Raw genomic sequence first — 11674 nt, 5'->3', positions numbered from 1 at the left:
TCTTCTCTCGGGTGAAGGCGAGGGTTCAATGCTGATGCTGGCGGGTGACCCCGGCATCGAATTGCGCGACGATCTGCTGCCAGCCGGCGCCGTTGAGCGCAGCGTCGGTGAAATCGTTCGGAACGGGGAGGGCGCTGCCGCGGTTGAGCCAGATGTCCGGCGCGGAGTCGTCTTCAGCGGTCAAACGCATCAAAAACGAGCCGGCGACGGTTGGGGTCTGGCTCTGGCCGAAGTACGCCTTGGCGTCCAGCAACTGCCAGGCATGGCCGCCGCGGCTGACAGAACTGGCGTCCTGGGCAAACGGTGCAAAACCTTCATCGGCGAGGGTGGCGGGCGTGGGCAGTGCTTGCTGTTCCTGACGCAACAGATGAATTTCATCCAGCGTGACCCGCAGGTCAGCGTAAATACCTTGCTCGGAGGCGCTCAGATCACGACGGGCATCCAGTTGATGGCTGCCAACGCTGCTCACTTCCTGAGGCTCGCCACGCCAGGCGACCACCGAGCCGGCAACCGCCAGGATCATCAGGCACAACAGCAACACATAAAGGGTTTCATGGCCGGCACCGGCCGGGCGAACAACTTGGGTGGTGGGCGAGGTCATGCTCACGTTCAGGGCGCCTCGATGTCGGCTTGGTCGATCTCGACGACATGGCCGGGCCCGGCGTCGAACAGCACGTAGAACTCAGCGCCGGGCTTCCTGAACGTCAGGGTCGAATCGCTGCCGAGCTTGCCCGGCACCAGAATGGTTTCGTCGTAGCCGATCACGTCCAGGGTCACTCCCGGTGCGCCGCTACCGTCGGAAAAACCGCCAGTGCATTGAATCTGTTCGGCGTCGATGGCTTTGCATTCGCACATCGGGTTATGGGCCAGGGCGTTGGTGCTGAAGGCGGCACAGAACATTAATAGAACGGGGCGAAAAGCGCTGATCATGGTTTGCCTCCTTGTTTGTTCAGCCATGCGAGAGTGGCCGGGGATGCCTGGCTCAGGGGGATGGACGCTTGATGCATGGCGCCGTCCCAGCCTTCCATGGTGATCCACAGCTCGGCGTCGGTTTTGGTCTTTTCAGGCACTGGCAGCATCGCGCCCATGCGGTATGGCGTACCGAAGAAAATCGCCCCGGCCGCGCGCAGGCTGCGGGGTTTGCCGATGCGCAGGTAAGTCGCCTTGACCTGATCGCGACAGCGTTCGCACAGCGATGCGTTGAAGCCTTTCATGTAGCCGGCGGGGCCAGTCAATCGTGGCGCTTCGTTGCGCAGTTCGGCCAGTTGCAGGCTCCAGGGACCGACCTGGATTTCGCCGATTTCCCGCTCCCCCAATCCGCTGTCGCCGCGAAACAGCGAGGCGTCGGCAAAGTATTTGGGCATGAAGCCCAACGGGATCAGCAGCAAGAAAATGTTGATGTGGAAGCGCCATTTGCGCCAGAGCAGGCTCGCCCGGGAAGGCTGCGGTGCAGTGATAGCTTTGCTCACAGGTTGCCCTCCGGAGTCTGTTGGTTCATGACCGTTTGCGGTCTCGACACCGGGCGCGGGGTCTTGTTGCTGCGCTTGAATGCGTTGGCGGTGGCCAGGGCGGTGCGTTTGGTCCAGATCAGCAACCCGCTGAGTATCATCATGCTCAGCAGCAAACCGAAGAAGAACCAGATCAGCTTGATCCAGATTCCGCCAAAGTCACCGGTGTGCAACGGACGCATCGACTCGGTCACGAACTCCAGGCCGGTGCGATCGCTCAGCAACCGTGTGCTGGCGATATCGCCGTTATACGGGTTGACCTCGGCCGTCTGGAACATCAGCGGATACCAGCTGCGACCGCCGACCGAAAGATGGCTGTAAGCATTGCTCGGCAGGGTGACGAAACTGGCATCGAGTCCGGGGATCTGCTCTTGAGCGACCTTGATGGCTTGTTCCAGATTGATCATCGGGGCCGGCTTTCCGGTGATGGTCAGCGGCACGCTTTCTCGCGAGACGACCGACACCACCGGTTCCGTGGTAATCGAAATCTGGTTGTCGAACAGAATCGCCTTGATCAGGAACCAGACACCAGTGATCGAGATCACCGCAATGAACCAGATCGACCAGATGCCGCTGAGCCGATGAAAGTCGCCCCAGAAAATCCGCGCGCCATGACGAATGCGCAGGGTCGGTCGAAAAAAGCCTTTCCAGAACCGTTTGTAGACCACCAGCCCGGTCACCAGCGATGCCAGCATCGGCAGCGCGAGGAACGACACCAGATACCAGCCCCAGCTGTAGCCGTTGGTGAACGGCACCAGCCACCAGCCATGCAGTGCGCGGGTGAATGCCTTGAAATTGAATTGTGGAGCGGTGCCCTGAATCACCCCGCTATAGGGGTTCACATAGACCGTCACCGAGCGCCCGTCCGGGTAACTGACGTCCACGTCGAGGGCGAAATGCGACTCGTCGGGGCGACTGATACCCTCGACCAGCGTCTGGGGTTCGGCCTTTTTGATGGCGGCGATGATCTCGTCATAATTGAGCCGCGGCGCATCGTCCGAAGGCGGGCTGGCACGCATTTGCGGATTGGCGAGCCAGACGATCTCCTGACTGACCACCGCCAGCGTGCCGGTCACACAGACGATCAATACAAAGAACCAGATGGGCAGCGCCAGCCAGCTATGGACCAGAAACCAGAGTTTTGAGCGGGATTTCTTCGACATGATTAAAGGTCTTGTTTCGATGAGAGGAGCGCTGCTGCGGGCTTCCCAGCGTTGCGTTCCATGAAAAGTCCGGCCGTGGCTTTTGCCTACGCGACCGACTGCATCTAAATAAGACGTATGAGCATCGGAAATCCCGAAAGGGGATATGAAAGTAAATGTTTCGTATTGCTGTTGCCCTATGCGGGCTTGCTCGCGAAAGCGATCTGAGGATCAACATAAGATGTTGAATGTGATGGCCCCATCGCGGGCAAGCCCGCTCCCACAAGGATTGCGTAAACCCTGTGGGAGCGGGCTTGCCCGCGATGGGGCCTGATCAGACACTGAAGTCCTCAACCCTGTTTAAACATCTCCTTCGCCCGCTGTTCGATCTGCTCCTGAGTCAGATCCTCCTTGCGCGTGGCCAGAAACCACAGATGCCCGTAGGGATCCTTCAAAGTCCCCGAACGGTCGCCATAAAACTGATCCTTGACCTCGGACACCTGCGTGGCACCGGCATCGATTGCCTGTTTAAAGGACTTGTCCACATCGTTCACATACAGATGCAGCCCCACGGACGGCGATTTGTCCGGGTTGCTCAATGGACCCTGGTCGCAGGGTGTGCCAAGCATGATCGGGCAGTCGCCGATACGCAGCTCGGCGTGCCCGATGCCGCCATCGGGCATCGACAGGCGCATGACTTCGGTGGCGCCAAAGGCTTTCTTGTAGAAGTCGATGGCTTCGGCAGCTTTCTGAATGCCCAGATAAGGGGTGATGCTGTGATAACCCTCTGGAATAGGTTTTACGCTCATGACGGTTCTCCTTTTGTTGTGGGATTAAGGTGTTCCTTCGCCGATTTCCGGTCGAATAACTATAGGTCAGCCCCTTTCCCGCAACCGAGTGCCCGACGAGCAGCAGTGCCATCGTTCAGCTATCAATCATGCATCTAAATCCTCATCGACTAACAGGACGCCTTCGCGAGCAAGCCCGCTCCCACAGGATATCTCCACTGATTACAAAATTTGCATTCAATGACGATCAAATGTGGGAGCGGGCTTGCTCGCGAAGGCTGCGCCGTTATTTCCGATCAACCGCCGACTCAAGCAGTTGCGCCCCCGGCCCTTGCTCACCCAGCACATCACCAAAGTTACGCAGCGGACACGCCTCCATCGACAAACATCCACACCCGATACACCCATTGAGCCTGTCCCGCAGCAGGGTCAGCTGATTGATCCGCTCATCCAGATCCCGGCTCCACTGCGCCGACAACACTTTCCAGTCCGCCGCCGTCGGTGCACGGTTATCCGGCAAGGATTTCAACGCCTTGCCAATCTCCGCCAGCGGAATCCCCAAACTCTGAGCCACTTTGATCAGCGCCACCCGGCGCAACACTTCCCGGGGATAACGCCGCTGGTTTCCCTGATTTCGATTGCTATTGATCAGGCCTTTGGATTCATAGAAGTGCAGCGCAGTGACCGCCACGCCACTGCGGGCAGCCACTTGGCCGACGGTCAGTTCTTTATGCAGGTTTTGCGAGGTGATCATTTAAAAAATGCCCCTTGACCTCTAGTTAGCTCGAGGTTTTACCCTGCAGGCCTTCGGATCGCAAGATCCGGCTTACAGTGAGTGGGGATTATTCATGCACGCGCCAGCGAAAAATCGCAGCTTCACCCAACTGATCGAATTCGAGATTGAACCCCGTCAGCAAGCCGCGCTGGTGTCGGCACTGTCGGCACACACTGAACGTCTGGCCCAGAGCTACCCGGGTTTTCTGAGTGCCAGCATCCAGGCCAGCGACGATGGCCGGCGAGTGCTCAACTACCTGCAATGGCATTCCCGCGAAGCCGGAGAAGCGGCCTTTCAGAGCGTCGAAAGCGGCGAGCAGGATTTCTGGCAGCTGATTCGCGCCCATCGGGCGAAAACCGTGACCTTCGGCTCATTTCAGGTGCTGCACAGCCTGGCGCTTAGTCACGACAACGCGTTGCACTGCACGCTGATCGGCTAGATCGACAACTGCATCAAACGCTCACCCTGTACGTTCTCCGTAGGCCGGCGTTTATTCACCGCCAGTTCGCCGATCTTGATCAGCCGAGTGCGGGTTACGTTGCGGCTCAACCCCAGCAGGGCAGCAGTGTGCACCTGGTTGTAATGACTGAAGCGGTAAGCCGCCCGCAACAGCGCATCTTCGACTTTCTCGTGCAGCGCTCCGGCCTGTTCCTCGAAGAGCTTTTGAAAGGCCCGATCGAGCAAGGCTTCCGATGAGTCGTCGACGCTGACGTGGTAGTCGTCCTGACGTTCGATGCGCATGTTCGACAGGCGCAAGTCATCGCGCTCGATCACACCATTGCGGCAGATCAACAGCGTGTGGTGAATGACGTTTTCCAGTTCACGGATGTTGCCCGGCCAACCGTAGCTGCGCAGTTTGTGTTCGGCCTCCTTGCTGATGGTGATGCTGCCGTAACCCAAACGCTGGCTGTAGGCTTCGACGAAATGTCGGGTCAGCGGCAGGATGTCGCCGGGGCGTTCGCGCAACGGGCTCAGTTCCAGGCTGACCACATCGAGGCGGTAATACAGATCCTCGCGAAAGTGCCCGGCATTGATGGCTTTTTCCAGTTGCACGTTGGTCGCCGCCAGTACGCGCACATCGATCGGAATGCTCTTGCGCGAACCCAGGCGCACCACTTCGCGCTCCTGCAACACTCGCAGCAATTTCACCTGAATCGCCATCGGCAGATCACCGATTTCGTCGAGGAACAAGGTGCCGCCATCGGCCTCTTCAAACCAGCCGGCCTTGGCGCTCAGCGCGCCGGTGAAGGCGCCTTTTTCATGGCCGAACAGCTCGGCTTCCACCAGCGATTCGGAAAATGCACCGCAGTTCACCGCCACAAACGGCCGGTTGCGGCGGGCGCTGAGGTTGTGGATGTGTCGCGCCACCAGCTCCTTGCCGGTGCCGGTTTCGCCGATGATCAGCACGCTGGCTTCACTCGGCGCGACTTGCTGCAAATGCGCCAGCAGGGCCTGGGATTTCGGGTCTTCGAACACCTGTGCCGTGGCGCGAATTGAGGTGGCCAACGCGGGCGAGGGCGGTAAGGTCAGCAGTTGCATGGGGCAGGCTCCATGAGTGGAAGGCTATGAATAAAAGGTCGGGATCGGCAGGGACTGGTTCAGCGCCCAGTCACCCAGTTCATGGAGTTTGTAATCCACCGGGTCGTGCAGGGTTTGCGTGCGCAAGTTGCGCCAATGGCGGTCCAGCCGCAGTGAGGCGTGGGTCGAGCGGGCGCCGGTCACTTCGAACAAACGGCTACAGAGTTCCAGGCCATTGCGCGTCGCTGCGACCTTGGCGGTAGCGATGGCGGTGGCCAGATGTCCGCGTTCCTCGGCGCTCAGAGTCGGCCCCTTGGCCCAGGCTTTGTCGAGCAACTCAGCGGCGCGTTGCACCAGCAATCGAACACCTTCCAGTGCCACCCAGAATTCGCCGTAATGGCCGAGCACATAAGGATCCTGCCGCACATCCAGAGCACTGGATTTATGCCATGGACGGGTTTCGGTGAGGGTGTATTGCCGCGCTTCTTCAAAGGCGCCTTCGGCAATGCCAAGGAACATATGGGTGAACGTCAGCTGGGCGATCAAGGGGCGCAGGCAGGCGAATGGCGTGCTCAACGGACCGGGGTCGAGCAGCAATTCCGACTCTTCGACGCGCACCCGTTCAAACGTGGCGCTGCCGCTGTCGGTCTGGCGCTGACCCATGTTGTTCCAGTCGTTGTGCAGCGTGATGCCGCTGCGCCCGCTGGGGATCGCGGCGATCAACAACTTGCCGCCGGCACTTTCATCGACGGCCGAGGCGATCAGCATTTCCGAGTCGTTGGCGCCGGAGCAGAAGCTCTTCTTGCCGGAAAACTCACGCCAGCCTCCGAGGTCTTTCACCAGGGTGCGGGTGTCCAGCGGGTTGAGGGCGTTGCCCCAGAACCAGTGCTTGCGCGCCGTCTGTTCAAACCACGGTTGCCATTGTTCGGGCCGGGCGAACAGGCGCACGGTGGCGAGCATCAGATGGTGAAAGCCGAAGACGTGAGCGATCGAACTGTCGACCTTGGCGAATTCGCGCACGATGTTCAGGGTTTCGTTCCAGCTGGCGCCGAGGCCGCCGTACTGGACGGGAATGCTTAAAGCGAGCAGGCCGCTGTGGCGCAAGGCATCACGTTCGGCTTTCGGCGTACCACCGCGTTCATCGCGCTCGACAGCGGTCAGGGCAAATTCGGCGGCCAGCTGGCGGGCGGTCTGCAAGGGGGACAACAGGGCGCTTAGCGGCTTGGCAGTCACGCGGGGTTCCTCATAGGACTCTCAAATTTCCTGGGGGAATGAGGCTTTTGTGGCGAGGGAGCTTGCTCCCGCTCGGCTGCGAAGCAGTCGTAAATCGGCTTGCGCGGTTTTTCAGAAGATCCGCGCTGACCGGTTATGGGACTGCTTCGCAGTCCAGCGGGAGCAAGCTCCCTCGCCACAAGTTCCGGATCCACAGGAGAGCGGTTTTCAAGCCCTGGCTTTGGCCGGCAGCACATCATTGGCAATCATTTCGCCAAACGGCCCGGTGAGGTTGGTGACGCCACGCCCGGCCAGGCTGGCATACGGCTCGGGCAGCAGCGGGAACACCAGTTCGGCAAAGCGATAAGCCTCTTCGAGATGCGGGTAGCCCGAGAAGATGAAACTCTCGATCCCCAAGTCCGCGTACTCCTTGATCCGCGCCGCCACTTGCTGCGGGTCACCCACCAGCGCCGTCCCGGCACCGCCGCGTACCAGACCGACGCCAGCCCAAAGGTTGGGGGAGATTTCCAGGTTGTCGCGACGGCCATCATGCAACGCGGCCATACGTCGCTGGCCTTCGGAATCAAATCGTGAGAACGAGTTTTGCGCGGCAGCAATGGTTTCGTCGCTGATGTGCTCGATGAGTTTGTCCGCAGCTTTCCAGGCCTCTTCGGCCGTCTCGCGCACGATCACATGCAGGCGAATCCCGAACTTCACCGTGCGACCGTTTCGCGCCGCGCGCTCTCGAACATCGGCGAGTTTTTCAGCCACGGCGGCAGGCGGTTCGCCCCACGTCAGGTAAACGTCGACCTGCTCGGCGGCCAAGTCATGAGCGGCCTCGGACGAGCCACCGAAATACAGCGGCGGATAAGGTTTCTGCACCGGTGGATACAGCGCTTTGGCGTTCTGCACTCGCAGGTGTTTGCCGTCGAAATCCACCGATTCGCCTTGCAGTACACGGCGCCAGATCTTCAGGAATTCGTCGGTGACTTCGTAGCGTTCGCTGTGATCGAGAAAACTGCCATCGCCACGGTTTTCGTCCGGGTCGCCGCCGGTCACCACGTTGATCAGCAAGCGGCCGCCGGAGAGTCGATCCAGGGTCGCGGCCATTCGCGCCGAGACCGTTGGCGAAATAATCCCCGGACGAATCGCGACCAGATACCGCAGGCGTTCGGTCAGTGGCACCAGGGCCGAGGCGATCACCCACGAATCCTCACAGGAACGCCCAGTGGGAATCAGCACGCCGTGGTAGCCGAGACTGTCTGCGGCCTGGGCCACTTGTTTCAAATAGTTGAGGGTCACCGGGCGCGCGCCCTGTGTGGTGCCCAGGTAATGGCCATCGCCGTGGGTCGGCAGAAACCAGAAAACATCCATGAAGAGATCCTTAAGCGATTTTCAACAGATTTTTGGGGTGCACGCCGAACAACGGCGCCGCGCGTTCTGCAGCTAGACGAATGCGGGCCTTCAGGGGCTCACTGGTTATTTGATAATTGGAGAAGTCGGCTTCGGTGGCATAGACGCCAATAGGCAAAGTCAGGGCCTGGAAGAAACTGAACAGAGGCCGCAACTGATGATCGAGCACCAGCGCATGACGTTCGCTGCCACCGGTGGCAGCCAGCAGCACCGGGGTGTCGATCAGCGCGTTGAGGTCGATCAGGTCGAACAGGTGCTTGAGCAGGCCTGGGTAGGAGCCGCGATAAACCGGCGCGGCGACGATCAGCAAGTCGGCGCTTTCGATCGCTTGCAGCTCGGCTTCGATATCGGCGCTCAGTTCCTGACGCGACAGCGCGGCGCCCAGTGGTCGGGCGATGTCGCCCAGTTCGATCAGCTTGCTTTCGATCGGCAACTGCTCGGCCAGTTCGGCCAACAGCGCCTGGGTCAACACCAAAGTGCGAGACGGACGCCAGGTACCGCCGGAGAGGGCAACGACTTTCAATGGACGCGACATGATCAGTTCCTTTTTAAACAGTTGCTCAGCGAGCAGTGATGAGTCACCGGAGTTGAGCAAGAGCTGTACCAATCCTTGGGAACCCGGTTTTCCGTGGCTTTCAGCGCGATTGCTGGCAGGCGCTGTTCGATTTGACCGGCTGTTTGTTGATTAACTGTTGCCAGGCAAACAGTTGCGTGGGCAACAGTGCGTGAGGCGATGGAGTTGTTTATAAAGGCTCTTTGTTATTCCGTAAAAGACCATAAATTAATATTTATAGATCATTTGGAGATATTAGGCCGGCGTTTGCCAAAATCGATAGCGACTATCGAGAGCGTTGATTTCTACCCTTCGAGCGGCACGGGTAGCCTGTGTTCATTGCCCCAAACACAGATCTGCGGACGCCCGAAATGAAATCTCTATTCGCCACTTTCTTGCTGCTCGCCATCTCCGTCCTCGCCGGATGTGCCAGCCATGTTTCACCTGAATTGCGGCCCTACACCGCTGAAGAAACCCGGGAACTGGCGCTGGAGGCCCTGAATCGTCGTGGCTTGTCCTTCGACGAGTACCACGCGAAGAAAGCCGAATTGCTCGGCCTGCCGGCAAAGTCGTTCAGTTTCGACAAACAAGGCGAGATGAACGCCGAGCGCGCAGTACAGCTGCACGGCCGCCAAAGCTGAGCGACAACTGTACTGCTCGAACTTTCACGCAACTGTCCATGGGTTTCCCTCAAGGCGTGCGATAGGGTCAATACCTGACTGACCTGATGGACTGCCCCCATGACACTCTCGCTCGACCTGCTGCTGGGCTTTGCCCTGTTTGCCCTTGTCACCTCGATCACCCCCGGCCCGAACAACACCATGTTGCTGGCCTCTGGCGTGAATTTCGGCTTTCAGCGCACCATTCCCCACATGCTGGGCATCACCTGCGGCTTCTTCGTCCTGGTGGTCGCCGTCGGTTTCGGCCTGGGCACGGTGTTTCAAACCTATCCAATGCTTTACACCGTGTTGCGCTATGTCGGCGCGGCGTATTTGCTGTACCTGGCGTGGAAGATTGCTCATTCCGGGCCGGTAGCCGAGGGTGAACAGGGTGAGGGCAGGCCGATCAGTTATTTGGGTGCGGCAGCGTTTCAATGGGTCAACCCCAAGGCCTGGATCATGGCCATCGGAGCCATCAGTACCTACACGCCGATGCAGGGCTATTTCACCAATGTGATTGTGATTGCCGCGGTCTTCGCCTTGATCAACCTGCCAAGCGTCAGTGTGTGGGCCGGTTGCGGCACGTTGTTGCGCAATGTGCTGCGCGATCGCCGCTGGTTGCGGCTGTTCAACTGGGGTATGGCCTTATTGTTGGTGGCTTCGATGTATCCGTTATTGCTCGAAAGCTTTAGCTGACGCATTGCTTCATCCGGTGGCCCGATGCCTGTTAAGCTCGACTTCAGGAGCGTTCCTACGCACTTTTAAATGAAGTTGTTCTTCTTTAATGGCCTCCGATCAGGTATTGCTGTCGTTCTGAAATTCGGCGTCGCTCATGAGGCGGCGCTTTGAAACTTCCAGTGACGAGCTTCCTGATCCCGGAACACGCTCTGCGAGTCTTTTATGAATAAACGTCCGTTGTATTTCGACTACGCCGCCACCACGCCGGTGGATGAGCGGGTCATCAAGGTCATGGTCGAGTGTCTGGGTTTCACAGGTAACTTCGGCAATCCAGCGTCCAGTTCCCACGCTTTCGGCCAACAGGCCCGGCAATCGGTTGAGCAAGCACGGCGCCAGGTCGCCGAATTGGTGGGCGCCCAGGCGGAGCAGATCGTCTGGACTTCCGGCGCCACCGAATCCAACAACCTTGCCCTCAAGGGCGTGGCCCAGGCCCGCGGTGTATCCGGCGGCCATATCATCACCAGTCAGATCGAACACAAAGCGATTCTCGACACTGCAAAACAATTGCAGGATGCAGGCGTTGCCGTGACGTATCTGGTGCCCGATGCCGAAGGCCTGATTACCCCGCAAGCGGTCAGCGAAGCGATGCGTGAGGACACCTTTCTGGTGTCATTGATGCTGGTCAATAACGAACTGGGCACCATCAACGACATCCCGGCCATCGGCCAGGTGGTGCGTGATCGCGATGCGTTGTTCCACGTTGATGCGGCCCAGGGCGCGGGCAAAGTGGCGATTGATCTGGCCCGGTGGCCGGTGGATTTGATGTCATTCTCGGCGCACAAGGTCTACGGTCCCAAAGGTATCGGCGCGCTGTATGTCGGTCCTCGTGCGCAGCAGCGTCTGCAGGCGCAGATCCACGGCGGCGGTCACGAGGGCGGGTTGCGCTCCGGCACGCTGGCGACGCACCAGATTGCCGCAATGGGGGCAGCCTTCGCGTTGGCGGCCACCTCGTTCGATGAAGAAAAAGCCACCATCACGCGCCTGCGGGAACGCTTGCTCGAGCTGCTGCTGAGCATTCCCGGCGTGCGTCTCAATGGCAGCCCGACCCAGCGCATTCCCCATACCCTGAGCCTGACTTTCAACGAAGGCGAGTTCAGTTCCGCTGCGTTGAGCACCTCGATCGCGTTTTCCGCGACCTCGGCCTGTAATTCCGCCAGCAATGCGCCGTCCCATGTGCTGCTGGCCCTGGGACATGACGCTCGCTCGGCCAGTCGCACCATTCGCTTGAGCCTGGGGCGTTTCACCACCGAGCAGGATATCGATCAAGCGGTACACCTGATTAAAGCAGCTTGCGCCAGTGCTCCGGCATTCTGGGCGACAGGTCCTTAAGCGCCGACTCCGATCGGCACCGAATAATAATGATGAGTG

Annotated in this window: 14 protein-coding genes; 4 read left to right on the top strand and 10 right to left on the bottom strand. The window is 59.4% G+C overall.

Annotated features, from left to right (window positions below; all coding sequences use genetic code 11):
- Window positions 1-25 precede the first annotated feature (25 nt).
- The 6 genes from AB3226_RS06045 to soxR form a co-directional block, all read right to left on the bottom strand.
- Window positions 26-601 carry a DUF6162 family protein gene (locus tag AB3226_RS06045; protein WP_367372404.1) on the bottom strand — a complete coding sequence of 192 codons (576 nt, stop codon included), beginning with the start codon at window positions 599-601 and terminating at the stop codon, window positions 26-28.
- Between the two features lie 8 nt (window positions 602-609).
- A complete protein-coding gene (locus tag AB3226_RS06040; RefSeq protein WP_367372403.1) occupies window positions 610-930 on the bottom strand; it encodes a hypothetical protein in 321 nt (106 codons plus the stop codon).
- The gene (locus tag AB3226_RS06035; RefSeq protein WP_367372402.1) at window positions 927-1469 is read right to left on the bottom strand and encodes a thiamine pyrophosphate-binding protein; all 543 of its coding nucleotides are present in this window, start codon (window positions 1467-1469) and stop codon (window positions 927-929) included. Before AB3226_RS06035 ends, AB3226_RS06040 begins: the two co-directional genes overlap by 4 nt.
- On the bottom strand, window positions 1466-2671 hold the full coding sequence (locus AB3226_RS06030) for a PepSY-associated TM helix domain-containing protein (protein WP_367372401.1): 1206 nt from the start codon (window positions 2669-2671) through the stop codon (window positions 1466-1468). Before AB3226_RS06030 ends, AB3226_RS06035 begins: the two co-directional genes overlap by 4 nt.
- A gap of 329 nt (window positions 2672-3000) precedes the next feature.
- Window positions 3001-3459: a VOC family protein gene (locus AB3226_RS06025; protein ID WP_367372400.1), complete on the bottom strand. Its 459-nt coding sequence runs from the start codon at window positions 3457-3459 to the stop codon at window positions 3001-3003.
- Between the two features lie 265 nt (window positions 3460-3724).
- The gene (gene soxR / locus AB3226_RS06020) at window positions 3725-4192 is read right to left on the bottom strand and encodes a redox-sensitive transcriptional activator SoxR (protein WP_367372399.1); all 468 of its coding nucleotides are present in this window, start codon (window positions 4190-4192) and stop codon (window positions 3725-3727) included.
- Window positions 4193-4286: 94 nt separating this feature from the next.
- Here soxR and AB3226_RS06015 point away from each other — a divergent pair, with 94 nt between their 5' ends.
- Entirely contained in the window at window positions 4287-4652 is a 366-nt protein-coding gene (locus AB3226_RS06015; RefSeq protein ID WP_367372398.1) for an antibiotic biosynthesis monooxygenase, read from the top strand.
- On the opposite strand, the gene AB3226_RS06010 is transcribed toward AB3226_RS06015, so the two are convergent.
- The 4 genes from AB3226_RS06010 to msuE form a co-directional block, all read right to left on the bottom strand.
- On the bottom strand, window positions 4649-5752 hold the full coding sequence (locus tag AB3226_RS06010) for a sigma-54 interaction domain-containing protein (RefSeq protein WP_367372397.1): 1104 nt from the start codon (window positions 5750-5752) through the stop codon (window positions 4649-4651). The two genes, AB3226_RS06015 and AB3226_RS06010, sit on opposite strands and share 4 nt — an antisense overlap.
- Window positions 5753-5776: 24 nt before the next feature.
- Window positions 5777-6964, bottom strand: coding sequence for an acyl-CoA dehydrogenase family protein (locus tag AB3226_RS06005; protein ID WP_367372396.1), 1188 nt, complete (start codon window positions 6962-6964; stop codon window positions 5777-5779).
- Between the two features lie 207 nt (window positions 6965-7171).
- Complete coding sequence (gene ssuD / locus AB3226_RS06000; RefSeq protein WP_367372395.1) at window positions 7172-8317, bottom strand: FMNH2-dependent alkanesulfonate monooxygenase; 1146 nt, start codon at window positions 8315-8317, stop codon at window positions 7172-7174.
- A 10-nt stretch (window positions 8318-8327) separates the two neighbouring features.
- The gene (gene msuE, locus AB3226_RS05995; protein WP_008006482.1) at window positions 8328-8891 is read right to left on the bottom strand and encodes an FMN reductase; all 564 of its coding nucleotides are present in this window, start codon (window positions 8889-8891) and stop codon (window positions 8328-8330) included.
- Between the two features lie 389 nt (window positions 8892-9280).
- Here msuE and AB3226_RS05990 point away from each other — a divergent pair, with 389 nt between their 5' ends.
- From AB3226_RS05990 to AB3226_RS05980, 3 genes are all read left to right on the top strand, one after another.
- Window positions 9281-9550 (top strand): hypothetical protein, encoded by a 270-nt coding sequence (locus AB3226_RS05990; RefSeq protein WP_367372394.1) that lies wholly within the window; start codon window positions 9281-9283, stop codon window positions 9548-9550.
- A 99-nt stretch (window positions 9551-9649) separates the two neighbouring features.
- Window positions 9650-10264 (top strand): LysE family translocator, encoded by a 615-nt coding sequence (locus tag AB3226_RS05985; protein WP_367372393.1) that lies wholly within the window; start codon window positions 9650-9652, stop codon window positions 10262-10264.
- A gap of 204 nt (window positions 10265-10468) precedes the next feature.
- Entirely contained in the window at window positions 10469-11635 is a 1167-nt protein-coding gene (locus AB3226_RS05980) for a cysteine desulfurase family protein (RefSeq protein ID WP_367372392.1), read from the top strand.
- Window positions 11636-11674 lie beyond the last annotated feature (39 nt).

Origin of the sequence: Pseudomonas lini, from assembly GCF_964063345.1 — a bacterium.
GTDB lineage: Bacteria > Pseudomonadota > Gammaproteobacteria > Pseudomonadales > Pseudomonadaceae > Aquipseudomonas > Aquipseudomonas lini_B.
The sequence above is the reverse complement of the archived record's forward strand: the minus strand, read 5'-3'. Positions and strand labels throughout refer to the sequence as shown.

Coding starts and splice junctions, on each gene's coding strand:
- AB3226_RS06045 (WP_367372404.1), bottom strand. CDS start 601: ATGACCTCGCCCACCACCCAAGTTGTTCGCCCGGCCGGTGCCGGCCAT.
- AB3226_RS06030 (WP_367372401.1), bottom strand. CDS start 2,671: ATGTCGAAGAAATCCCGCTCAAAACTCTGGTTTCTGGTCCATAGCTGG.
- AB3226_RS06015 (WP_367372398.1), top strand. CDS start 4,287: ATGCACGCGCCAGCGAAAAATCGCAGCTTCACCCAACTGATCGAATTC.
- AB3226_RS06010 (WP_367372397.1), bottom strand. CDS start 5,752: ATGCAACTGCTGACCTTACCGCCCTCGCCCGCGTTGGCCACCTCAATT.
- soxR (WP_367372399.1), bottom strand. CDS start 4,192: ATGATCACCTCGCAAAACCTGCATAAAGAACTGACCGTCGGCCAAGTG.
- AB3226_RS05990 (WP_367372394.1), top strand. CDS start 9,281: ATGAAATCTCTATTCGCCACTTTCTTGCTGCTCGCCATCTCCGTCCTC.
- AB3226_RS06040 (WP_367372403.1), bottom strand. CDS start 930: ATGATCAGCGCTTTTCGCCCCGTTCTATTAATGTTCTGTGCCGCCTTC.
- ssuD (WP_367372395.1), bottom strand. CDS start 8,317: ATGGATGTTTTCTGGTTTCTGCCGACCCACGGCGATGGCCATTACCTG.
- AB3226_RS06025 (WP_367372400.1), bottom strand. CDS start 3,459: ATGAGCGTAAAACCTATTCCAGAGGGTTATCACAGCATCACCCCTTAT.
- AB3226_RS05980 (WP_367372392.1), top strand. CDS start 10,469: ATGAATAAACGTCCGTTGTATTTCGACTACGCCGCCACCACGCCGGTG.
- msuE (WP_008006482.1), bottom strand. CDS start 8,891: ATGTCGCGTCCATTGAAAGTCGTTGCCCTCTCCGGCGGTACCTGGCGT.
- AB3226_RS05985 (WP_367372393.1), top strand. CDS start 9,650: ATGACACTCTCGCTCGACCTGCTGCTGGGCTTTGCCCTGTTTGCCCTT.